We start from the raw sequence: 21,788 nt of genomic DNA, 5'->3' as shown, positions 1-21,788 counted from the left end.
AAACACAAGACTGCAAAAGTTATAGCACAGAGCCTCTCAAAGCTCTGCCCGATACGGAACAAATTCGACAAATTCAGACGGCACTTCGGTGCCATTCTTTATTTTTACCAGATATTGACGCTTTTTTGCTCACTCACTACTATCCGTAGTGGCGCAACCAGCGCCCCATCAGGAGAAAACACATGATGAATCTTGCGCGCGATTATGCGGAAAAGCGCGACTTTATCCGCATGTTTGTCGATGCCAAAGTCAGCATCGTGGACTTGGACTCCGGCGCGGAGTACCACGGAGAAGCAAAAAACCTAAGTGGTAAAGGCTTGATGTTCGAAGCAAACTTCGAGCCAGCCCTTGATGCCGAGCTGCGCGTAACGGTCGCTTCGATGCAATCGCGGATGCCGCCGCTGGTCGCCTCGTTCAAGGTCGTGCGGGTGATCAAGAAGGATGACGGCATGTATGAAATCGCCGGTGAGCTGAGTAACGTCAGCTGAACCAGAAAACGAGCCGTCCGGCGCGTTTTTTCTAACGGCTATTACCTAGCGTAAAAGCCGCAGGGAATTTGTCCCCGAAAAGATTCGAATCCGCCTTTCAACTTCGACCTGTGTGGCCATGGCTGCTAGTAGCAGTCGTCATCGATTGGATCGCAATCGTCTTCCAGCTCCGGCAACGGCGGATTACCGTCGTGGATCAGGTAGTTTCTCCGCTGCAAATAGGCATCACGCACAAATACGTATTCATCGAGCGCCTCTTCCAGCAAAGGGTCCAGTTCCAGCAAACGTTTGCGGGTGTCGATCAGGTCCATACCGCGGACCGCATTGCGGGTGCGCACATGATCAATTTCCTGCATCGGCGACAGGTAACCATCGACCGGTTTACCCCAGACATCACGCATCGTCGATGGCCCGAGAAACGGCAGCATCAGGTATGCACCCTGTGGCGCGCCCCAGGCAGCCAGCGTCTGACCGAAATCTTCGTCACGACGGTCAAGCCCCATCGCGGAGGCCGGATCGAACATACCGCCCAATCCCAATGTGGAATTGATGACAAAGCGGGAAAAGGTGACGCCGACCGAACCCCATTTCCATTGCAGCAGGCTGTTGGCCAATGTCGGCACTTCGTCGATATTGTCAAAGACACCGGAAATTCGATCGCTGACTACCGTTGGCGTCACCGTGTCATAGCCCTTGGCGACCGGCTTGAGAAAATACGTGTCGAGCCCTTTGTTGAAGGTATACATCGAACGGTTGAAATCCTCGTAAGGATCGTCCTTGTGTGTGCCGGTCGTCGCACAACCAGCCAAAACCAGCAACGACAGCACAATGGCCAAACGCGCCAAAACCATGATCGACAAAATCCTTGTTACGAAAGGGTCGCTATTCTACGCGAGGACGATATGTCGTTGCAGCCAGTCATTCAGCACCGGCGTCAACGCCTGTTCCAGGGTTTTCGCTGACTGCCCCGTCAAGTTCTGCAAATGCGCAATAATGGCGGCGAGATCCGACTGTGGATGTTCCTGCAGCCAATTCAGCAACTGAAAACTCAAGGCATTGAGCTGCAGAAAATGCACCTCATCATCGGCTTTGCGGTAAACGACCAGAAACGTCGGCTGAGCCGGAGCGTGTGCCGGCTGATAACTTTCACCGATGCGTTGCACATCAAACTGATAAGCCAGTGGAAAGGCCACAGGTGACACGCTAAGTCGTGAGGTTTCGGTCAGCGTCGTATCGGTCAGGTCCGGCACACTTTCCGGCACGATCAACGCCACCAGCTCCATCCACTCGTAATGCGCCAACTCTTTGCTGAATGGCGGTAACGACAGGCGCTCGATGATATCGCTTTCGGCCAGGTATTCGACAAACTCGGCATTGATTTCATTGAACAGCGGACTTTGCGCGGCGTGCTCGGCAAAATAATGCCGGCACAAATTCAGCCACGTGAGCTCACCCAGCAACTCGCTGAATACCGGAAAGCAATTGTCGAGAAAGTTTTTGACGTTGTTGAACAGCAGCTCGCGGTAGACCGCCAAGCGACGGTCTTCGATACCGCTCGGTGCCGGCGCCAGCTCCGGCGCGCGCATATGGGCCGTGAACGCGTATTGATGCCGCTGAAAGCGCGGCAGCGACTCATCCTGCGCTTGCTGTTTGGCGTAGCGAAAACTCACGCGCCTGCTCCTGTAGCTGCTCAATCTGCTGCAACTCGTGCTGAAGCTCCGGTAATGACGGAATATTGAAATCGCGTTCCAGCAAGGTCGGCATGACACCAAAGAGGCGATAGGCTTCTTCGAGCAAAGCCCAGACCGATGGCTTGACTTGGGTGCCATGGGTATCCACCAGCAGATCGGGCGCCTCGTCGTAATGACCGGCAATATGCACATAGCTGACCGGCGCGCCTTGCAAGCCGCGCAAAAATTCCAACGCATCATAGCGATGATTGACGCTATTGACGTAGATATTGTTGACGTCGAGCAGCAACTCGCAATCAGCCGCTTTCAGCACCGCCAACAAAAATTCCAGCTCGGGCATTTCCTGTCCTGGCGCAGCGTAATACGAGACGTTTTCGATCGCGATGCGCTGACCGAGCAAATCCTGCACCCGGCGAATACGAGCCGCCACATAATCAACGGCTTCTTCGGTAAACGGAATCGGCATCAGATCATAGAGATGACCATGATCCGAGCAATAACTCAAGTGTTCGGAATATTTGCGGATATTGTGACTGCGCAAAAACGTGCGCACTTCCAGCACAAACGCTTCGTCCAGCGGTGCCGGACTACCTATCGACAATGACAGGCCATGACAGACAAACGGGTAACGCTCGGTAAACGCCCGAAAACGTTTACCGAGTGCCCCGCCCATGCGCATCCAGTTTTCCGGCGCAACTTCCAGAAAGCTGATTTCCGGAATGGGTTCATCACGCAGCGGCTGCATCAGCTCGCGGCGCAATCCTAAGCCGACGCCTTCAACCGGATAACGCATGGCGGTTCCTTAACAAACAGTGAAAGGTAAATCAGCGAGCCTTAGCTCAGGCCACCGCATTTGCCTTCGCCGCACTTGCCTTCTTTACCTTTTTCTTTCTTGTCTTTGCCTTCGCCGCACTTGCCTTCACCGCACTTGCCTTCCTTGCCTTTCTTGTCTTTTCCTTCACCACACTTACCTTCGCCGCACTTGCCTTCCTTGCCTTTCTTGTCTTTTCCTTCACCACATTTACCTTCGCCGCATTTGCCTTCCTTGCCTTTTTTGTCCTTGTCTTCGCCACATTTACCTTCGCCGCATTTGCCTTCTTTGCCTTTTTCTTTTTCACCTTCGAGCAACGCGAGGTTGTAGCCACTGCTCAGATCGTTGTAACCAAACAGCGTGCTATCAGCGCTGACTTGAGCAGCAGCCAGTGAGGCGACGACCGAAGCGCCAATAAGCGTTGTCAGTTTGCGGGTCTTGTTCATTGCTTCATCTCCTGAAAGATTGATTAAGTGAATCCGGCCACGGGTACAACGAGAGCCCGAAACGTGCAGAGGCCGTTTGGGTTGCCTCACTGCCATACGACAGTGCGTACAAGTATGCCGTTCGCCACATTAGAGTGTGGCCGACGGCAACTGTTACACCATAGCAGGAAACGGTTACGGGATTCAGCCGAAGCGTGCCACCGATACGACCAATGGAGCACGCCAAGCGATGATATGCCCGGCGTTCAGCGTTAATTGCTGCAGAGTTCAGCCTGAAAATGTGACATTTTCACGTTTGAGCTGCCGTCGAGACTTGATACGGGAGGAATGACAGGAAAGATTTGCACAGCGGACCAGTATCGATCCGCTGTGTATGACAAAACGATGGCAAAGAAGCGGCGGTTATAGCGAGCGGTTGATCACCAAGGTTTGTTTCGGTGCCTGGCGCCAGTCAAACGCTTGCGAATCGCCTTGCAGATCTCCAGCCGCGGGTTCAACTTTACCGCTGGCCGAAACCCTGGCAATCAATTGCACGCGCTGATGATCAGAAAGTTTGAACGCCGGGTTCATCGCGTTCTGATCCGATAACGTCACTGTGGTCGGCAACGATGACGGTTCCACCACCGCGACCGCTAACGGCATCGGTGGCCCCTGCTCGGCTTTGGCATAAACAAATACCCGACCAGCGCGCGGCAACTTTTCCTGCAGTTCAGGTGCCAACTCCACACGCACTTCAATGGCGTTGGCCGTAGCGGCTGGTTCGCTGGTATTTGCCGGAGCGGTTTCAGCCTTGAGTTTTTGTTCCGCTTCCGCAATCAACTGATCGATAGCCTGGGTGGCACTGCTGTCCTGTTGATGACGTTCACGTAACCAACGAAACGAATTGATCGCTTGCTGATACTCGCCACGCTCCAACGCTCGGTAGGCTGACAAAATTCTCGCGCCTTCGTGTTCCGGCTGCAGGTGCAAGGCTTCCGCCAACAAGCGATCCACTTGTTCAAGGCTGCCTTCCGGATCAGCCATACGCATGGATTGCGCATAAGCGACCACGTAGTCCGGTTCCTGTCGATCGATGCGATAGGCATTGGCAAACGCCTGCATCGCTTCCTGTGGCCGGTTCAGGCTCATGTAGGAACGACCAAGCATGTACCATCCTTCGACATCGTCCGGGTCCTGATGCAGGCGAGTGCGTAACAGCAACAACGCGTCACGCATATTGCTTTCGCCGTGCTGCATATCGGCAGCATTCAGATTTTGCCAATGCTGCACTTCGCGATAGGCACCAATCTGGCTGTACAGGACACCTGCTAGCAACGGCAGCAACAAGGCCATGGCCAGCACCAAAATCGTATTGCGCTTGCTGTGCGTGTTCGCCGCCGCATGGCTTTGATCGGCTTCGGCTAATAAACGACGGGCGTTCTCGGCATCAAGAATGGCTTTGTCATCGGCCGCAATTTCACCGGCTTTGAATTGCCGTTCGATTTCGGCGGCACGCTCCTGATACAAGGCCTTGTTGGCATCAATTTCCACCTGCCGTTCGGCTGGAGGCTGACGCCACAGTGTCCACCACAAGCGCAACAATACCAGCAGCAATAACAGCGCCGCCGCCAGCAAAAACGTATTCATGCCTTGTCCTTATTCTGTTCGTTCAGCAAGGTTTGCAGACGCGCCTGTTCTTCCGGCGTCAACACCGATGGCGATTCTTTTGCCCGCGCCATTTTGCGTCGAATCAAGAAAACCAACACCAGCAGCAACGCGATAAACGGCCCGAACCACAACAAGGCCGTATTGGCTTTCAGCGGCGGGTTATAGAGTACGAAATCGCCGTAGCGCTGCTGCAGAAAGGCAGCAATTTCAGCATCGGTTTTACCGGCCTGGATTTGTTCGTAAATCAGCTCGCGCAAATCCTTGGCCAAAGGCGCGTTGGAATCGGACAAGGTTTGGTTCTGGCACTTCGGACAACGAAACTCTTCAATCAAACGGCGGAAACGCTCTTCCTGTTTCGGGTCCTCAAATGGATAGACGTCGATATCAGCGAGCGCACTGCCACCACCAAGCAGCAAGGCAAGCATCAAAAACCAACGCAGAATCATGGAGTGGCTCCTTGCGGCTGCAGTCGTGGCAGAAATTCTTTTTGCCAGACCCGCTCATTCATGTCGCCGGCATGACGATGCAAAATCACGCCATCGGCAGAAACCAGAAAGGTTTCCGGCGCACCGTAAACACCGAGATCGATACCGAGCCGACCTTTTTGATCGACCAGCACCAGCTCATAAGGGTCACCAAGTTTGTCGAGATAATTGAGCGCCTTTTCGCGCTCATCCTTGTAATTCAAGCCGATGATACGCACGCCTTTTTCTTTCGCTAGCGTGTGCAGGTAAGGATGCTCAACATAGCAAGTCGGACACCAGGTTGCCCAGATATTGATCAGAAACGGTTTGCCGAGCAAATCCTGTTTGCTGACGATGCGGTCCGGCTGCTGCAGAACCGGTAGCGCGAATTCCGGTAAGGGTTTGTCTTCCAGCGCCGACGGCAATTCGCGCGGGTCCATGTACAGACCACGCAACAGGAACAAGGCCAGAATCAAAAACAATGCCAGCGGAATGGCGCTGATCCACGGAATGCCTTTCTTGCTCATGCGCCGAGCTCCTGACCACTGAGCGCTTTCGCTTTTTGCTCGGCGACTTGGGCGCGATAACGGCGATCGGTACCGGCCAGAATGCCGCCAATCACCATGAACACCGCACCAAACCAAATCCAACGGACGAAGGGCTTGTAATAGACTCGCACGGCCCAGGCATCGCCATCGAGTGGCTCACCAAGCGCGACGTATAAGTCACGGGTCAGGCCCGGGTTGATCGAGGCTTCGGTCATTGTCGAACGTGACGCCATGTAAGTGCGCTTTTCCGGCCGTAACATCGTCACCACATGACCTTGATCGCGCACTTCGATAATCGCCCGGGTCGAATGGTAGTTCGGCCCTTCCAGTTCACGCAGACGCTGCAGCTTGAACTGATAATCACCGACTTCAACCGTTTGTCCCGGCGCCATCCGGATATCGCGTTCGACGCTGAATGCGTTGGTCACGACGATGCCAAGTAGCGATACGGCAAGGCCCAAATGCGCCAGCGACATGCCAACGAAAGCACGCGGCAATTGCGCGATACCGGTAACCAGCGATGGCCGATTTTTCAGGCGTTGCGCCCAATCACGAACCAAGCCGCCCAGTAACCACAGCGCCAGGAACAAACCGACAACCACCGAGGTTTGAACTTTGTTCAGCAACAGCAGAATCAACGCGGTTAAACCGAGAGCGATGATAAATTGCGCCGCGATCACGTTGCGGTGTTGTTGCCAATCATCCTTGCGCCAACGCAACATCGGACCAATGCCGACCAATACCAACAAAGGCAGCATGAATACGCTGAACATCAAATCGAAATATGGCGGGCCGACCGAGATTTTGCCGAGGTTCAATGCATCGTTGACCAGCGGTTGCAGCGTGCCAATCAAGACGACCAGCGCCGTGACGGATAACAGCACATTGTTCAATAGCAGCGCCGTATCTTTTGAATACCAGTCGGCGTCGGCACGCTGGGTCAGCCGGCTGGATTTCGCCGCAAACAAACTCAAGCTGCCGCCGATGACGATCAGCAAGAAGATCAGAATGAACAGGCCGCGTTCCGGGTCGGTGGCGAAAGCGTGCACCGACGTCAACACGCCAGAACGCACCAGGAAAGTACCCAGCAAACTCAAACTGAAAGCACTGATCGACAACAACACAGTCCAGGCTTTGAAGTTGCCACGCTTGTCGGAAACCGCCAGCGAATGCAGCAGCGCGGTGCCAACCAACCATGGCATGAACGACGCATTTTCAACCGGATCCCAGAACCACCAGCCGCCCCAGCCGAGTTCGTAATACGCCCACCAGGACCCAAGTGCAATACCGGCGGTTAAAAAGACCCAGGCCGCCAATGTCCAGGGTCGTGCCCAACGTGCCCAGGCGCTATCGAGTTTGCCTTCTAGCAACGCGGCAATGGCAAAGGCAAACGCGACAGAAAAACCGACATAGCCCATGTACAGCATCGGCGGATGCACGATCAAACCGAAATCCTGCAAAAGCGGATTCAAGTCGCGACCATCGACCGGGAACATCGGCAAGGTGCGCTCAAACGGATTCGAGGTGAACAGCGTGAATGCCAGAAAGCCAATGGAAATCAAGCCAAGAATCGACAACACCCGGGAGCTGAGCAGCAACGGCAGATGTCGACTGCGACAGGCGACCAGATAACTCCAGAAAGTCAGGATCAATACCCAGAGCAGCAGTGAACCTTCATGCGCGCCCCACACCGCAGAAATCCGATAGTAAATCGGCAAACGGGAATTGGAGTTCTGGGCAACATAAGCGACGGTGAAATCGTTCTGAATGAAGGCCCAGGTCAAACAACAAAAACTGATCAGCACCAGATAGAACAACACACTGGATGCTGGTTTTGCCATCGCCATCCATTGCCGCTGACCGGTGTAGGAGCCGGCCATCGGCACGACAGCCAGCACCAGCGCGACCAGCAGCGCCAGAATCAGCGCAAAATGACCGAACTCGATAATCATCCGCCTGCTCCTGCCGCGTTTTTCTCACGGGCCCGCTTTTCCGCCTGCTCTATTGCATCTTTCACTTCGGGCGCCATGTAGTTCTCATCGTGCTTGGCAAGAATTTGCGTCGCCTGCACGGTGTTGTCCGGCGTGATTTTGCCAATCGCGATAATGCCCTGCCCTTCGCGGAACAGATCCGGCAAGATGCCTTCGTAAAAAACAGTTACGTCCTTGTCGGTATCGGTCAGCACGAACTGCACTTTCAAGCTTTCCGGGTCGCGCTTGACGCTGCCATTGACGACCATGCCGCCGGTGTTGACCGTGCGCTCTTTCGGCGCTTCGCCACTCCAGATTTGCGTCGGCGTATAAAAATAATTGATGTTCTGGCGCATCGCATACAGCACCAGCGTGATGCCGAGACTCAACGCGACAATGCTGCCGACAACAATCCACAGGCGACGTTTGCGTTCAGGATGCATCGTGTTTCTCCGCTTGGTCCAATTGTTCGCGCCGATAAAACGCTTTCAGCCGATCGATTACCCGCTGCCGGCGCCAGCGGGGTTCGCACAACAAGGCCACCGTCACGACCAGACCGACACCGTAGCTGAGCCAGACATAGAAGCCATGGCCGCCCATATTGAGAAATTCGCTAAAACTCATTTCGCCAACTCTCTGACCCAGGACGCCTGCCGTTCGCGCCACAACAATTCATTGCGCAAACGCAGGAAAAATATCGCGATAAACAATACGTAATAAGCGGCGATCATGACCAACAATGCTTCCAGCATGTTCGGGTCCATTTTCGGTTTACCGAACCGGGAAATGGTCGCGCCCTGATGCAATGTGTGCCACCAGTACACCGAGAAATGAATGATTGGCACGTTGATGACGCCGACCATCGCCAGAATACCGGCAGCGCGATCACCGGTTTGCTGATCATCAAAAGCGTGGCGCAGCGCGATAAAGCCGACGTAGAGAAAAAAAAGAATCAATTCGGTGGTGATGCGCGCATCCCAGACCCAGTAAGTATTCCAGGTGGGCTTACCCCAGACCGAGCCGGTAAACAGCGCCAGAAACGTGAATGCTGCGCCTATCGGCGCGGCGGCGGCCGCCGCCGCATGAGCGAGCTTGATGCGCCAGATGTAACCGACTGCAGCACAGACCGCCATGATCACGTAAATCGACATCGACAGAAATGCCGACGGCACATGCAGATACATGATGCGCACCGAATGGCCTTGCTGATAATCCGGCGGCGAAAAATACAGGCCGTGCACCAGACCATAGGCCAACAACACACCAGCGATCGTGAACAACCAGGGCAGCCAGCGCCCAGATTTTTCATAAAACCATTTCGGCGACGACCACCGATGAAACCACGTCCACGTTGCCATAAACCTAAAACCCACAGTTGGACGCAGCGCAAAGTGCGCGCCGGCGAGAGCGAGACAAGGCGAATACCGGAGCGAGGGTTATTCTCCTCGCGAGGATGTCCAACGCCGTCTCGCCGAGTCGGGGTGCGCTATGCGCTGCGGAGCGCTTCGCCCGATGGCTGAATCTTGAACCGAGCCAATCTCTCATCATTTACGTTGCTTTACCTATTCATCTGAAGCGGCTAACTGTGGCTTTTAGGTTTAACTACTCACCGACACTTTCAAGGCGGCACCGGACGCCCACGGCGTCAGCACCAGTGAAAACAACAATAAGGCGCCGAGTAGCGCCAGCTGGCCATTGTACGGCAAACCCTGTAGTGCCGCTGTGACGGCACCAGCACCGTAAATCAATACCGGGATTAACAACGGCATAATCAGCAAGCCGAGCAACACCGCGCCGCGCCGCAAACCGACGGTCAAACTCATGCCGACGCCACCAATCAGGCAAAACACCGGCGAGCCGAGCAACAGACCGAGAAACAGCGGCAAAAGACCATCGTCCGGCAAATACATCATGCCGGCCAGCAGCGGTGAAATCAGCACCAGCGGCAAACCCGACAGCAGCCATTGCGCACTGGCCTTGGCCAGTGCCACCAGATACGGCGCACGAGTCACCAACAGCAGCTGCTCCAGGCTGCCGTCTTCGTAATCGCCGCGGTAAAAAAGTTCCAGCGTCAGCATGCTGGCGAACAAGGCCGCGACCCAGAGCACGCCCGGCGCCACTTTTGCCAGATCGGCTTTTTCTGGTGACACCGCGAACGGGAAAAGGGAAATGACCAGCAGAAAAAACACCAGCGGATTGACGAGCTCAGCCGGCCGGCGCAGCGCCAGTTTCAATTCCCGTTGCAGCAGGGTTTTGAACATTCAACGCGCTCCCAGCTCAAGCCGACGCAGCGGATGGCGAACCGGTACCTGTTGATGGCTGGTCAGCAGCACGGCGCCGCCTTCGGCCAAAAACAGGTCGATGCGATCACAGAGCCACTGACAGGACCGGGCATCGAGCGCCGAAAACGGCTCGTCAAGCAGCCATAGATCGGCGGGCTCCAATAAAAGCCGGGCCAGCCCTACCCGCTTTTTCTGACCGGCCGACAGATTGGCGACCGGGATATCGAAATAGCGTGCCAGGCCAACTTCAGAAAGTGCTTCATCTACGGTTGTTTTTTCTTTTAAATCAGTCACTTGCAGAAGAAATCTCAGATTCTCCGTGACGGTCAGTTCCGGTTTCAAACCAAGCGCATGACCAAGATAAATCAGCCGGGCACCGGCACGCACATTGACCAAGCCCTCGAGTGCATGACCAAGCCCTGCCAGAACCCTGAGCAGGCTGGTCTTGCCGGCGCCGTTGGTGCCGGTCAGGTGCATGCCTTCGCCGGCACTTAAGGTAAAACCAAGGCCTTCGATCAGCAGCCGGTCACCGCGCTGCACGGACAAGGCTTCAGCAGAGAGCAGAATCGGGTTCATCGGGTTCGAGCTTTACTCAGGCAGATTTCGGCCGAAACGCCTTGACCACATGGTCATGGGTTTCCAGGTAATAGCCGCCGATCAAATCGATGCAGTATGGGATCGCAGGCATGACTGCCTCCAGGCAATCCCGAATAGCGCTCGGCTTACCGGGCAAATTGATGATCAAACTCTTGCCACTGGTTCCGGCGATTTGTCGGGACAGAATCGCGGTCGGCACCACCTTCAATGACACCGCTCGCATCTGTTCGCCAAAGCCATCAAGAATCCGATCGCAAACGGCTGCCGTGGCTTCCGGCGTGACATCGCGCGGCGCCGGCCCGGTACCGCCGGTGGTGACGATCAAATGGCAACCGGCATCACGCAATTCGCGTAAAGTCGCTTCGATTAACGGTTGCTCGTCAGGAATGACCCGGCACTCGGCCTGATGTGGCGTGCTCAGCATCCGCTGCAGTTCGGCAACGATGGCTGGACCGCCCTTGTCCTCGTATTCGCCACGGCTGGCGCGGTCGGATACGGTGACAACACCGATGCGTAGGGTCATTGCGGCTCCTGAAAACTGGGGGTCAGAAAACGGGCCATACTATACCAGTGTGCCACCGCCTTCGGGCCTTGAATTGGATCAAGCTTTGCTGCCGAATACCCCGCCTGTTTCCTTGACCGTTTCCGACTGGAGCGCGCTGAACCCGCGCCTGACCCAGGCCGTGACCCAAGCCTGGCAGGTCGGCACTGTGCTGCAGGTGAGCGTCAACCGACAGTCAGCAGAACATGTATGGCTGAAAACGCCGGAAGGGACACTCAAGCTACCCATAGCCAAACCGCTGCCATTTGCCAACGGTGAAGCGCTGAAACTGACCGTCGAGCAATTGCAGCCGGCGTTGAAGTTGCGCCTGGCGCCGCTGCTGGCGGCAACGGTCGCCAGCAAACCGCCAGCAACGACTCCAGCGCCGGTAACCTCACCGGCATCAACACCGAGTCAAGCGCCCGCCACACCAACGCCATCATCATTGGTGTCCGCCGCTACCAAATTGGCCGATGCGCTATTGCCGCAAGCCCTGGCCCAGCGTCCGGCGGTGACTGAAGCGGTGCAACAGAGTCTGGCCAGCAAACCCGCCATCGCTCGAAGCACATTGCCATTGAATCTGCCGGCCGGTTTGCCACGACCGCTGCTGACCGAACTGCCCCTGCCGATCCGGCCGGCGGTGCAGGCCTTGTCGTCGCTGGCGCCTTCGCTACTAACCCCGCCGCCGTCACGATCGCCGTTGCTGAATCAGCTACAACAGTTGCTGCCGCTTCTGTCAAGGCCAACCGGCTCACCTGCTCCGGTCGAAACCGACCACGAACAAGTGCTGGCCAATCATCCGATCAACCGGCTGCTGGCGCAAATGCCCAAACCAGAACAGCTTGCCGACAACGATCGGGCCATGCGCTGGCTACGCCATCATTTGTTGGCGTCGGTCGAGCGCCCCGCCTCACCAGCGACCAATACGCCTACTGCCAGTGCGCAGACGCGCCCCGGCAGCTACACCGAATTGCTGACTACCGTGATTCGGCTGCTATTGAACGCCCCGACAACTACAAGTCCCGGCAGCAGTTTGACCCTGGAAGCCCTGTTGCCCGCCCAAACGCAAGCCCAGACCAGTAGCGCAACCGCTCGGCCGGCTCCACAAACGGTTGAAACCGACGCCGCTCGGCCAGAGCTGACCCGTGCCTTACCAACACCGGAACTGGTCCGGGAGTTGGCCGATGATCTGGCGCAGTTACTCGGTCGCCAGCAACTGAGCTGGGCCCATAACACCCGAGCCGATGTCGCGACCACCGGTCTTTATGCTGAATTGCCGGTGCAGCAAGGCAAAAGCCTGGATCTGATTGAGCTGGTCGTACGTGAAGAACCGAGTGAGCAGACTGACGAACAGGGCAAAGCCCATCATGTCGTGCGCCTGCGTTTCGATTTTCCTGAGCTCGGAGTCATGCAGTTCCTGCTCGATCTGCGCGGCGAGGAGTTGTCGTTGCAGTTTTACAGCGAACGGGAAAGCACTGAGCAGCTATTCAATGAACATTTGACGGTGTTGGAACATTCACTGACCGGCGAGTCGATAAGGCTGAATCAAATCGGCACCCATCGGGTCGGGCACATACCGAGTCTGGCGCCGGTGCTGGCGGAGGGATTCCATCTCCATGTCTGACGATCGTTCAAGCCAGGAGCATTCGGCCCGCAAGGCTGCCGCACTGCACTACGACCGGGAAAACGCCCCGAAGCTGGTCGCCAAAGGCCAGGGCGAACTGGCCGAGCAGATTATCGCGATTGCCGAAGCCCATGGCGTGCACCTGCATGAAGATGCGGCATTGACCAACACGCTGATGCAGATGCGGCTGAACCAGGAAATCCCGCGCGAGCTGTACCTGGCCATCGCCCGCATTATCGCCTTTGCCTATTATTTGAAGGGCAAAACGCCGAACAGCCTTTGAGCGGCATTGTCATCTTTCCGTCATCAAACCGTCATTTCGGCTTTGTCCTGCGACGTCCTTCACATAAACTACGCCGGTCTTAAGCCTTGGGGACTTTTTCCATGCCCGGATCCAACCCGTTATTCGACATATTTGGCCGTTCGCCAGTCAAGCCGATGCAAGAGCACATGGCGAAAATCAACCAATGCGTCGCGATGCTCGACCCGTTTTTCGATGCCGTGTTCGCTCAGGACTGGACACAAGCCGCCGCCGTGCGCAACGAGATTGCCAAACTTGAAGATGATGCCGGCAAACTCAAACGCAATATCCGCGTGCACCTGCCCAATAGCCTGTTCCTGCCGATGGATCGCTCCGACTTGCTCGAACTGCTGTCGATGCAAGACCGCGTTGCGAGCCGCGCCAAGGATATCGCCGGCTTGATTCTTGGCCGCCAGATGGCACTGCCGAAAGAAATGGAGGCCGATTACCGCATCTTCCTGACCCGTTGTATCGATGCCACGCTGCAAGCGCTGACAGCGATCAACGAACTGGATGAACTGGTCGAAACCGGCTTCCGCGGCCGCGAATTGAAAGTCGTGGAAAAACTGGTTGATGAGTTGAGCCGCATCGAACAGGACACCGACGATCTGCAAGTGAAAGTGCGAGCGCAATTGTTCGCCGTAGAGAAAAAACTGAACCCGATCGATGCGATGTTCATGTACCGCATCATCGATTGGACCGGTGATTTGGCCGACCGCTCGTTGTCGGTAGGCACCCGACTCGAATTGCTGGCCGCGCGCTAAGCACAACAATAATTTTCTAGAGATTTTCCGATGAATGTCATTATCGAAAACTATGGCAGCATTCTGCTCATCCTTGCCTGCGTGGTCGGTTTCTTCATGGCCTGGGGCATTGGCGCCAATGACGTATCCAACGCCATGGGCACCTCGGTCGGTTCGAAAGCCATCACGATTAAACAGGCCATTTTGATTGCGGCGGTTTTTGAATTTGCCGGCGCGTTCCTGGCAGGTGGCGAAGTCACCTCGACGATACGCAGCGGCATTGTCGACCCGACCGTGTTCAACGATAAACCGGATCTGCTGGTGTTCGGCATGATTGCCTCGCTGCTGGCCGCAGGCACTTGGCTCGCTATCGCGACGTTTTACGGCTGGCCGGTTTCCACTACCCATTCGATCGTCGGCGCCATTGCCGGTTTTGCCGCCGTCGGCGTCGGCATGGACGCGGTGCAATGGAGCAAATTCGGCACCATCGTCATCAGCTGGATCACCTCGCCTTTACTGAGCGCGTTCATCGCATTCTGGATTTTCCGCTCGGTGCAGTACCTGATTCTCGATAAGGAAGGTCCGTTCGGTCTGGCGAAAAAATACGTGCCGTATTACATGCTGGCGGTCGGTTTCATCATGGCATTTGTGACGCTGACCAAAGGCCTGAAGCATTTGGGTTTGCCGCTGACGACGATGCAATCGTTCTGGTATTCGCTTGGCGTTGGCGTTGTCGTCATGAGTATCGGCATGGTGCTGTTACGTCGAATCAAATTGGATCCTGCTGCTGATCGCGAATTTCATTTCACCAACGTCGAGCGCGTGTTCGCCATTCTGATGGTGTTCTCGGCTTGCGCCATGGCGTTCGCTCACGGATCCAACGATGTCGCCAACGCCATCGGACCATTGGCCGCGATTCACAGCGTGCTGAGTTCTGGTGGTTTGGTCGCCAGCAAAGCGGCATTACCCACCTGGATTTTATTGCTCGGTGGCGTTGGTATCGTTATCGGTCTTGCCACCTATGGCTACCGCGTCATTGAAACCATAGGCCATCAGATCACCCACCTGACGCCAACCCGCGGTTTCTCAGCGGAATTTGCTACCGCCTCGGCCGTGGTTGTTGCGTCCGGTATCGGCATGCCGATTTCTACGACACACACGCTGGTCGGTGCGGTCGTTGGTGTTGGCCTGGCGCGTGGTATTGGCGCGTTGAATCTGGGTGTGGTGCGCACCATTTTCACCAGCTGGATTATCACGGTTCCTGCCGGTGCCGCGCTGTCGATTCTGTTCTTCTTTATTCTGAAATACCTGTTCGTTTAAACCACATTTCCGCCGATGTGGTCGTTTTGTCCACATCGGCGGTTTTCTTTTCTACACTGGTGACACTCCCTCACCATCAATAAATCGCCATGCTTTATCGACTAGCCGCAGATGCGCTAGTGCTGATTCATCTGCTTTTCATTGTGTTCGTACTGTTCGGTGCCTTCCTGGCGCTGCGCTGGCGCTGGCTGCTGTGGCTGCATATTCCAACGGTGACGTGGGGCGTTCTCGTTGAAATCAATCAATGGATTTGCCCGCTGACACCATGGGAACAGCGGCTGCGCGAGCTCGGTGGTGAGCAAGGCTACGAAGGCGGATTTATCGATCACTATATCGTGCCAATTATCTATCCGGAAAATCTCGATGCCTTGCAGTATTGGCTGGTCGGCATTTTATTGCTGATTAATGTCCTCGGTTACGGCTTGCTGTTCCGGCAAATGTGGCGGCAAAAAAAAAGGATGACCGAAGTCATCCCTTTTTAATGCCGATTTTTTTGTGGCGCTGATTTCATGGCCACTCTGGAAAACGCTGCGGCGTATGCGGTGCATCGAGTTGCTCAAAGCGCGCTTCCAGTTTCTGCAAATCGCTTTGCACCAGCGTCTTCAGATTACCCAGAAAGGTTTTGAACAATTCCGAGGCCAGCACGAACTGCTGCTGATGCGTTGCCGTCGGTGACTGATGCGATTCGAATGAACCGCCAACGATACTGCTGACCCGGCTGCGAATGCCGGGTGCGGTTGGTTCATTGCGTTTCGCAACGGTCGCATCACCATAAAAATCTTCACGCAAATCCAGCAAGCGTTGTTCCAGCGCGCGCAAATCATTCAACAGCGCAGCGTTGGCACCCGGTGTACGCTCATAAGCTTTGTGCAAATGGCTGATGCGGGCATCGGTATCCTTGATGATCCGATCCGCTGACAACACAGCCCGGAACAAATCAGCAACCTGACGCTGGAACGCCAACACCGCATCGCGATCTTCCGGTTTCAGTTTCAGTATGTTGGTGTGTTCCACAACAAAAGTCTGCGGTGAGGACAACGCCGTTGTCACGCCATTAACCCGTTGTTCGATCGCTACCGTGTACCGACCTGGTACCACCAGCGGGCCTTGCGGCTCGGAATCAAAGGCACTGCTCGGTTCAAATGGTTTCAGCGCGGCCGGTACCATGCTCGGCAAACGCAAATCCCATTCGACACGATGGAAACCTTTTTTCACCGGACCATTAACGCGACGAATGACATTGCCATCCTGATCGGTGACAGTCAGCGTCACAGTTGGCGCTTGCTCACGGTCCTCGGCTTCCAGTTGCTGCCAGCTTGGATACGGCGTATCGCCACCTTTCTCTTTTGTCTTGCCCTGTTGCTCAAGGCGTTTGTCTTTCTCGCTTTGCAAGCTTTCCGGCAAGTAATAGGTAAACACGGCACCATGTGGCGGATTGTCATCAGCGTAATAGGTATCACCGGACATACTCTTGCCGGCCAGCGCCAAACGCGCTTTCACCGGATACATCCAGGTGCGACGCGGCGGATACAGTGTTGCCACTTTCGGCGCACTGCGCAGTGCCGAGTAGTCATCAAGCACGTAGAAACCGCGACCGAAACTGGCCAGCACCAAATCGTTTTCGCGACGCTGGATGTCAATATCGCGAATCGCGATGGTCGGCAAACCGCCTTTCAATTGCTGCCAGCTTTCACCGTCATTCTGGCTGAAATAGACGCCAAATTCGGTACCAGCGAATAGCAGCTTGGCATTGACATGATCCTGCGCCAGCGCATAAACGGTGCCCCGCGCCGGCAAACTCTCGTCGATGCGTTTCCAGCTCTTGCCGCGATCACGGCTGACTAAAACATAGGGTTTGAAATCACCATTTTTATGATTGTCGAAGCTGGCATAGACGGTGTTTTCATCATGCTGTGAGGCTTCGATATCGCTGACATAGGCCAGTTTGTCGACGCCTTTGAATTCGTCGATCTTGCGCCAGCTCTGGCCGCCATTTTCGGAAACCTGGATCAGGCCATCATCGGTACCAATATACAGCAGGCCTTCACGCCGCGGTGATTCACTAAGGCTGACAATACTGCCGTAGAACGAGGTCGAAGCATTTTTCGCCACCGTTTCCGGCGCCCAGATCCGGCCCATGACTTTCAGCGTGTTGCGATCCAACTGCCGGGTCAGATCATCGCTGACCGCGACCCAGGAATGACCACGATCATCGGAACGAAACAGCTTCTGGGCGGCAAAATACAAACGCTTGTGATTGTGTGGGCTGATGATCAGCGGCGAATCCCAATTGAAGCGTAATGATTCACCGATGCCCGGCTGCGGCTGGATATCCAGCGCATCGCCGGAGGCGCGATCGTAACGAACCAGCGCGCCATGTTGAGCTTGGGAATACACCACATTAGCGTCGGTCGGATCGACCTGGGTTTTGAAACCATCGCCCATCTGCGTGATCCACATGTCACCGTTGGTGATACCGGCTTTGTCCGTAGTGCGACTCGGCACACCGAAACTGGCATTGTCCTGCGTGCCGCCGTAGATGTTGTAGAACGGTAAATCGTAATCGACGCTGCCGCGATAAAACTGAGCCAGCGGCAGGTTCTCGGCAAAATCCCAGGTCTCGCCGCGATCCCAGGTTACGTAAATGCCGCCGTCGCAACCGACGACCAGGTGATCGGTATTGTGCGGGTCAATCCACATCGCATGATTGTCGACGTGCTTCCATTTTTCCCCGGAGCCAAGACGCTCGAAACTCTTGCCGCCGTTCTCACTGACGTGCAAAAAAGTATCCATCGAATAGATGCGTTCGGCATTATGCGGGTCAACAAAAATCTCGTTGTAATACTGCGGACTCTGGCTCATGTAGCCGCTGCGTTTTTCCCAGCTCTGTCCGCCATTGGTCGAACGGTAGAAACCGCCTTTATCGTTGATCGATTCGACGATGGCATAAATGATATCCGGATCGCTTGGCGCCAGTGCCAAACCGATTTTGCCTTTGTCTTCTTTCGGCAAACCGTTTTCCACTTTGCTCCAGGTATCGCCACCATCAACCGATTTATAAATCGTGGATTCCGGACCGCCGTTAATCAGCGTCCAGACATGACGCCGGCGCTGATAGCTGCTGGCATAAAGCACGTCCGGATTACGCGGGTCCATGATCACTTCATTGACGCCGGTTTTGTCGGAAATATGCAGCACTCGCTGCCAGGTTTTGCCGGCATCGCGGCTGCGATAAAGACCGCGTTCACCGCCGTCTCGCCACAGCGGGCCTTGTGAGGCAACAAAAATGGTGTTGCTGTCTTCAGGATGGATCAGAATCTTGCCGATATGCTCGGAATCTTTCAGCCCCATATGCTGCCAGCTGGCCCCGTTATCTTCCGATTTGTAAACGCCATCGCCGTACGATACCGAACGCTGGGAATTGTTTTCACCGGTACCCACCCAAATGACATTCGGGCGCGATTCGTCAATGGCCAACGCGCCAATGGAATACGAAGCCTGACCATCAAAAATGGGCGACCAGGTCGTGCCGGCATTTTCGGTTTTCCAGATGCCACCCGAGGCAGCGGCGACATACCAGGTGGCATGTTTTTCCGGATGGACAGCGATATCGCTGACCCGACCGGAAACGGCGGCAACACCGATATTGCGGAATTTCAGACCCGAGTAATCAGCATCGGCCGCGAAGGCCGTTGCCGACGCGAATACCGAGCACCACAAAAGTTTACGTATCAGAGGTTTATACATGAGGCTTTCCGGACAGGCAGCAGAGACCGAAGCCTAGCGCATTTATTGCGCGCAACAAAGTCAGACCTCCGTCAAAACCTCCGATGAAAATTTACTGCTGCGCAACAATAAAGCGAGATGACCAAACCCCAAAAGCAAAAAGACCGGCGCAATGGCCGGTCTTCTTTCATCGGAGACGCTATATCAAACCCGATAATACTCGCGATACCAACGAACGAAGTTTTCGACGCCGACTTTGACCGAAGTGTCCGGTTTAAAGCCAACCGCTTTCTCCAGCGCACTGACATCAGCACAAGTTGACGGCACATCACCCGGTTGAATTGGCATCAAATTCTTAATTGCTTTTTTACCGACAGATTCCTCGATGGCTTCGATAAATTCCATCAACTTGACTGGCTTGTTATTGCCGATATTGAAAACCCGATACTTGGCATAGCTGGTGGCTGGGTTCGGCTCATCGCCATCCCAATTTTTATCGCCTTCAGGCGGGTTATCCGCCGCCGCAACCACACCGGTAACAATGTCATCGACATAGGTGAAATCGCGCACCATGTCACCATGGTTGAACACATCGATCGGCTTGCCTTCGAGAATACCTTTGGTAAACAGGAATAGCGCCATATCCGGCCGGCCCCAAGGCCCGTAAACGGTAAAAAAGCGCAAACCGGTAACCGCAAAATCAAAAAGGTGCGCATAACTGTGCGCCATTACTTCATTGGCTTTTTTCGTTGCCGCATACAGCGTCAACGGATGGTCAACGTTCTGCGTTTCACTAAATGGCTGCTTGGTATTGGCGCCATAAATGGAGCTGGTCGAGGCAAACACCAGATGCGGCACACCGCTGTGGCGCACGCCTTCGAGCACATTGAGAAAACCGGTGACGTTGCTGTCGGTATAGGCATGCGGATTGGTCAGGCTGTAACGAACGCCGGCTTGCGCCGCCAGATTGATGACGACATCGAACTGGTGCTGACGAAACACCTGCTCCATGCCGGCCTTGTCAGCCAAATCACATTTGATGAAACGGAAATTCTCGTGCTGTTGCAAACGCGCCAGGCGCGACTCTTTCAAGCGCACATCGTAGTAGCTATTCAGGTTATCCAGACCAACTACCTTGTCACCACGAGCAAGCAGACGCTCGCTGGTGTGATAACCGATGAAGCCGGCCGCACCCGTCACCAAAAACGTTTTTTGTGTCACGCTTACAGCCTCCAGAGCGTGATACCGGCCTTATCAAACTCGGCACGTGGTAAACAGCATTTGACATCGGAAATACGCGCCTGCGGCTTCAGCATTGCCCGATATTGTTCGGCGTTCATTTGCTTATAAGCTTTGTGGGCAACGGCGAGAATGATGTGGTCGAGATCATGCAATTCGTTTTGCTCAACCAGCTTGACACCATACTCATGCACCGCCTCATCGCGATCGGCAATGGCATCGTGCACCAGTGGCTCAATACCGAAGCTGCGCAGCTCGGTGATGATGTCGATGACTTTCGAATTGCGTAAATCCGGGCAGTCCTCTTTGAAGGTCAATCCGAGTACCGCGACACGTGCGCCTTTGATCGCGAGACCCGCCTGCAGAATCTGTTTGACCGCTTCCTGAGCAACGAACTTGCCCATGTCGTCATTGATGCGACGACCGGCCAGGATGACTTCGGCGTTGTAGCCGAGTTTTTGTGCTTTATGGGTCAGATAGTACGGATCGACACCGATGCAATGACCACCGACCAGACCAGGACGGAACGGCAGGAAATTCCATTTGGTGCCAGCCGCTTCCAGCACATCAACGGTATCGATACCCATCCGATGAAAAATCACCGCCAGTTCATTCATCAGCGCAATGTTCAAATCACGCTGGGTGTTCTCAATGACTTTTGCTGCTTCAGCAACTTTAATGGAGCTGGCGCGATGGACGCCGGCCGTAACCACCGATTCATAAACGGCAGCGACGATATCTAGCGTCTTGGCATCCTGACCGGAAACGACTTTCTTGATCTTGGTAAACGTGTGTTCCTTGTCGCCCGGATTGATCCGTTCCGGTGAATAGCCGACAGTGAAATCGACACCGCATTTCAAACCGGATTCGCGCTCCAGATGCGGCACGCAATCTTCTTCGGTGGCGCCCGGATAGACGGTCGACTCGAACACGACAATATCGCCTTTTTTCAGCGCCTTGCCGACGGTGATAGAGGCTTTGATCATCGGCGTCAAATCCGGAATGCGGGCTTCATCAACCGGCGTCGGCACCGCGACAATGAAAAAATCCGCCTGACGCAACTCATCGATTGAGTCGGTATAAAGGATTGTGGTTTCAGCGAGTTCCTGGCTGGTCACTTCGCCTGTGGCGTCATGGCCTTTTTGCAGGGCAGCGATGCGCTGCTTGTTGATATCAAATCCGATTACGCTTTCCTTGCGTCCGAAGGCAACCGCGACCGGTAAACCGACATAACCAAGACCGATAACGGCGATACGACGTTGATGCGCCATAACAGAACGATTCCTATGTGACTGTCCTTGTGAGGCCGCGATCTTAGCAGCATTGGCGGACCTGACACTATCGCTAATC

23 protein-coding genes are annotated in these 21,788 nt (G+C 55.0%); 6 read left to right on the top strand and 17 right to left on the bottom strand.

The window, feature by feature from the left end:
* Window positions 1-182: 182 nt before the first annotated feature.
* Window positions 183-488: a PilZ domain-containing protein gene (locus E2H98_RS17770; RefSeq protein ID WP_133587047.1), complete on the top strand. Its 306-nt coding sequence runs from the start codon at window positions 183-185 to the stop codon at window positions 486-488.
* Window positions 489-613: 125 nt separating this feature from the next.
* Here E2H98_RS17770 and E2H98_RS17765 read toward each other — a convergent pair whose 3' ends face one another.
* The 14 genes from E2H98_RS17765 to mog all read right to left on the bottom strand — a co-directional run bounded on the left by E2H98_RS17765 (window position 614) and on the right by mog (window position 11,467).
* Entirely contained in the window at window positions 614-1,339 is a 726-nt protein-coding gene (locus E2H98_RS17765) for an MlaA family lipoprotein (protein ID WP_133587046.1), read from the bottom strand.
* Between the two features lie 36 nt (window positions 1,340-1,375).
* Window positions 1,376-2,158, bottom strand: coding sequence for an HvfC family RiPP maturation protein (locus E2H98_RS17760; RefSeq protein WP_133587045.1), 783 nt, complete (start codon window positions 2,156-2,158; stop codon window positions 1,376-1,378).
* Window positions 2,121-2,972: an HvfB family MNIO-type RiPP peptide maturase gene (locus E2H98_RS17755; protein ID WP_133587044.1), complete on the bottom strand. Its 852-nt coding sequence runs from the start codon at window positions 2,970-2,972 to the stop codon at window positions 2,121-2,123. The genes E2H98_RS17760 and E2H98_RS17755 overlap by 38 nt, the downstream gene beginning before the upstream one ends.
* A 41-nt stretch (window positions 2,973-3,013) precedes the next feature.
* Window positions 3,014-3,436 (bottom strand): HvfA family oxazolone/thioamide-modified RiPP metallophore, encoded by a 423-nt coding sequence (locus E2H98_RS17750; protein WP_133587043.1) that lies wholly within the window; start codon window positions 3,434-3,436, stop codon window positions 3,014-3,016.
* A 402-nt stretch (window positions 3,437-3,838) separates the two neighbouring features.
* A complete protein-coding gene (ccmI, locus tag E2H98_RS17745) occupies window positions 3,839-5,062 on the bottom strand; it encodes a c-type cytochrome biogenesis protein CcmI (RefSeq protein ID WP_133587042.1) in 1,224 nt (407 codons plus the stop codon).
* The gene (locus E2H98_RS17740; RefSeq protein WP_133587041.1) at window positions 5,059-5,529 is read right to left on the bottom strand and encodes a cytochrome c-type biogenesis protein; all 471 of its coding nucleotides are present in this window, start codon (window positions 5,527-5,529) and stop codon (window positions 5,059-5,061) included. Before E2H98_RS17740 ends, ccmI begins: the two co-directional genes overlap by 4 nt.
* Complete coding sequence (locus E2H98_RS17735; protein WP_133587040.1) at window positions 5,526-6,074, bottom strand: DsbE family thiol:disulfide interchange protein; 549 nt, start codon at window positions 6,072-6,074, stop codon at window positions 5,526-5,528. The genes E2H98_RS17740 and E2H98_RS17735 overlap by 4 nt, the downstream gene beginning before the upstream one ends.
* The gene (locus E2H98_RS17730; protein ID WP_133587039.1) at window positions 6,071-8,047 is read right to left on the bottom strand and encodes a heme lyase CcmF/NrfE family subunit; all 1,977 of its coding nucleotides are present in this window, start codon (window positions 8,045-8,047) and stop codon (window positions 6,071-6,073) included. The genes E2H98_RS17735 and E2H98_RS17730 overlap by 4 nt, the downstream gene beginning before the upstream one ends.
* Window positions 8,044-8,508, bottom strand: a complete 465-nt coding sequence (gene ccmE / locus E2H98_RS17725) for a cytochrome c maturation protein CcmE (protein WP_133587038.1) — start codon at window positions 8,506-8,508, stop codon at window positions 8,044-8,046. The genes E2H98_RS17730 and ccmE overlap by 4 nt, the downstream gene beginning before the upstream one ends.
* On the bottom strand, window positions 8,498-8,689 hold the full coding sequence (gene ccmD, locus E2H98_RS17720; RefSeq protein WP_133587037.1) for a heme exporter protein CcmD: 192 nt from the start codon (window positions 8,687-8,689) through the stop codon (window positions 8,498-8,500). The genes ccmE and ccmD overlap by 11 nt, the downstream gene beginning before the upstream one ends.
* Window positions 8,686-9,423, bottom strand: a complete 738-nt coding sequence (locus E2H98_RS17715; RefSeq protein WP_133587036.1) for a heme ABC transporter permease — start codon at window positions 9,421-9,423, stop codon at window positions 8,686-8,688. The genes ccmD and E2H98_RS17715 overlap by 4 nt, the downstream gene beginning before the upstream one ends.
* Window positions 9,424-9,663: 240 nt before the next feature.
* On the bottom strand, window positions 9,664-10,326 hold the full coding sequence (ccmB, locus tag E2H98_RS17710; RefSeq protein WP_133587035.1) for a heme exporter protein CcmB: 663 nt from the start codon (window positions 10,324-10,326) through the stop codon (window positions 9,664-9,666).
* Window positions 10,327-10,923: a heme ABC exporter ATP-binding protein CcmA gene (gene ccmA, locus E2H98_RS17705; RefSeq protein ID WP_133587034.1), complete on the bottom strand. Its 597-nt coding sequence runs from the start codon at window positions 10,921-10,923 to the stop codon at window positions 10,327-10,329.
* A gap of 16 nt (window positions 10,924-10,939) precedes the next feature.
* Window positions 10,940-11,467: a molybdopterin adenylyltransferase gene (mog, locus tag E2H98_RS17700; RefSeq protein WP_133587033.1), complete on the bottom strand. Its 528-nt coding sequence runs from the start codon at window positions 11,465-11,467 to the stop codon at window positions 10,940-10,942.
* Window positions 11,468-11,552: 85 nt separating this feature from the next.
* On the opposite strand from mog, the gene E2H98_RS17695 reads away from it, so the two are divergent.
* From E2H98_RS17695 to E2H98_RS17675, 5 genes are all read left to right on the top strand, one after another.
* Window positions 11,553-13,109: a flagellar hook-length control protein FliK gene (locus E2H98_RS17695; RefSeq protein ID WP_157591448.1), complete on the top strand. Its 1,557-nt coding sequence runs from the start codon at window positions 11,553-11,555 to the stop codon at window positions 13,107-13,109.
* Window positions 13,102-13,392, top strand: a complete 291-nt coding sequence (locus E2H98_RS17690; RefSeq protein WP_133587031.1) for an EscU/YscU/HrcU family type III secretion system export apparatus switch protein — start codon at window positions 13,102-13,104, stop codon at window positions 13,390-13,392. Before E2H98_RS17695 ends, E2H98_RS17690 begins: the two co-directional genes overlap by 8 nt.
* A gap of 101 nt (window positions 13,393-13,493) precedes the next feature.
* Entirely contained in the window at window positions 13,494-14,174 is a 681-nt protein-coding gene (locus E2H98_RS17685) for a TIGR00153 family protein (protein WP_133587030.1), read from the top strand.
* A gap of 30 nt (window positions 14,175-14,204) precedes the next feature.
* Window positions 14,205-15,473 (top strand): inorganic phosphate transporter, encoded by a 1,269-nt coding sequence (locus tag E2H98_RS17680; RefSeq protein ID WP_133587029.1) that lies wholly within the window; start codon window positions 14,205-14,207, stop codon window positions 15,471-15,473.
* An 89-nt stretch (window positions 15,474-15,562) separates the two neighbouring features.
* Entirely contained in the window at window positions 15,563-15,955 is a 393-nt protein-coding gene (locus E2H98_RS17675) for a DUF2784 domain-containing protein (RefSeq protein ID WP_133587028.1), read from the top strand.
* A gap of 25 nt (window positions 15,956-15,980) precedes the next feature.
* Here the strand turns inward: E2H98_RS17675 and E2H98_RS17670 are convergent, their stop codons facing one another.
* The 3 genes from E2H98_RS17670 to E2H98_RS17660 form a co-directional block, all read right to left on the bottom strand.
* A complete protein-coding gene (locus tag E2H98_RS17670) occupies window positions 15,981-19,220 on the bottom strand; it encodes a VPS10 domain-containing protein (RefSeq protein WP_133587027.1) in 3,240 nt (1,079 codons plus the stop codon).
* 183 nt (window positions 19,221-19,403) lie between these two features.
* On the bottom strand, window positions 19,404-20,420 hold the full coding sequence (locus E2H98_RS17665; protein WP_133587026.1) for an NAD-dependent epimerase: 1,017 nt from the start codon (window positions 20,418-20,420) through the stop codon (window positions 19,404-19,406).
* A gap of 2 nt (window positions 20,421-20,422) precedes the next feature.
* Window positions 20,423-21,709 carry a nucleotide sugar dehydrogenase gene (locus E2H98_RS17660; protein ID WP_133587025.1) on the bottom strand — a complete coding sequence of 429 codons (1,287 nt, stop codon included), beginning with the start codon at window positions 21,707-21,709 and terminating at the stop codon, window positions 20,423-20,425.
* Window positions 21,710-21,788 lie beyond the last annotated feature (79 nt).

The organism is Permianibacter aggregans, from assembly GCF_009756665.1.
In the GTDB taxonomy this organism is placed as follows: domain Bacteria; phylum Pseudomonadota; class Gammaproteobacteria; order Enterobacterales; family Permianibacteraceae; genus Permianibacter; species Permianibacter aggregans.
This window is presented reverse-complemented; position numbering and strand designations above follow the sequence as displayed.

Coding starts and splice junctions, on each gene's coding strand:
- E2H98_RS17715 (WP_133587036.1), bottom strand. CDS start 9,423: ATGGCAACGTGGACGTGGTTTCATCGGTGGTCGTCGCCGAAATGGTTT.
- ccmE (WP_133587038.1), bottom strand. CDS start 8,508: ATGCATCCTGAACGCAAACGTCGCCTGTGGATTGTTGTCGGCAGCATT.
- E2H98_RS17750 (WP_133587043.1), bottom strand. CDS start 3,436: ATGAACAAGACCCGCAAACTGACAACGCTTATTGGCGCTTCGGTCGTC.
- ccmB (WP_133587035.1), bottom strand. CDS start 10,326: ATGTTCAAAACCCTGCTGCAACGGGAATTGAAACTGGCGCTGCGCCGG.
- ccmI (WP_133587042.1), bottom strand. CDS start 5,062: ATGAATACGTTTTTGCTGGCGGCGGCGCTGTTATTGCTGCTGGTATTG.
- ccmD (WP_133587037.1), bottom strand. CDS start 8,689: ATGAGTTTTAGCGAATTTCTCAATATGGGCGGCCATGGCTTCTATGTC.
- mog (WP_133587033.1), bottom strand. CDS start 11,467: ATGACCCTACGCATCGGTGTTGTCACCGTATCCGACCGCGCCAGCCGT.
- E2H98_RS17690 (WP_133587031.1), top strand. CDS start 13,102: ATGTCTGACGATCGTTCAAGCCAGGAGCATTCGGCCCGCAAGGCTGCC.
- E2H98_RS17770 (WP_133587047.1), top strand. CDS start 183: ATGATGAATCTTGCGCGCGATTATGCGGAAAAGCGCGACTTTATCCGC.
- E2H98_RS17735 (WP_133587040.1), bottom strand. CDS start 6,074: ATGAGCAAGAAAGGCATTCCGTGGATCAGCGCCATTCCGCTGGCATTG.
- E2H98_RS17765 (WP_133587046.1), bottom strand. CDS start 1,339: ATGGTTTTGGCGCGTTTGGCCATTGTGCTGTCGTTGCTGGTTTTGGCT.
- E2H98_RS17680 (WP_133587029.1), top strand. CDS start 14,205: ATGAATGTCATTATCGAAAACTATGGCAGCATTCTGCTCATCCTTGCC.
- E2H98_RS17755 (WP_133587044.1), bottom strand. CDS start 2,972: ATGCGTTATCCGGTTGAAGGCGTCGGCTTAGGATTGCGCCGCGAGCTG.
- E2H98_RS17740 (WP_133587041.1), bottom strand. CDS start 5,529: ATGATTCTGCGTTGGTTTTTGATGCTTGCCTTGCTGCTTGGTGGTGGC.
- E2H98_RS17730 (WP_133587039.1), bottom strand. CDS start 8,047: ATGATTATCGAGTTCGGTCATTTTGCGCTGATTCTGGCGCTGCTGGTC.
- E2H98_RS17675 (WP_133587028.1), top strand. CDS start 15,563: ATGCTTTATCGACTAGCCGCAGATGCGCTAGTGCTGATTCATCTGCTT.
- E2H98_RS17670 (WP_133587027.1), bottom strand. CDS start 19,220: ATGTATAAACCTCTGATACGTAAACTTTTGTGGTGCTCGGTATTCGCG.
- E2H98_RS17660 (WP_133587025.1), bottom strand. CDS start 21,709: ATGGCGCATCAACGTCGTATCGCCGTTATCGGTCTTGGTTATGTCGGT.
- E2H98_RS17685 (WP_133587030.1), top strand. CDS start 13,494: ATGCCCGGATCCAACCCGTTATTCGACATATTTGGCCGTTCGCCAGTC.
- ccmA (WP_133587034.1), bottom strand. CDS start 10,923: ATGAACCCGATTCTGCTCTCTGCTGAAGCCTTGTCCGTGCAGCGCGGT.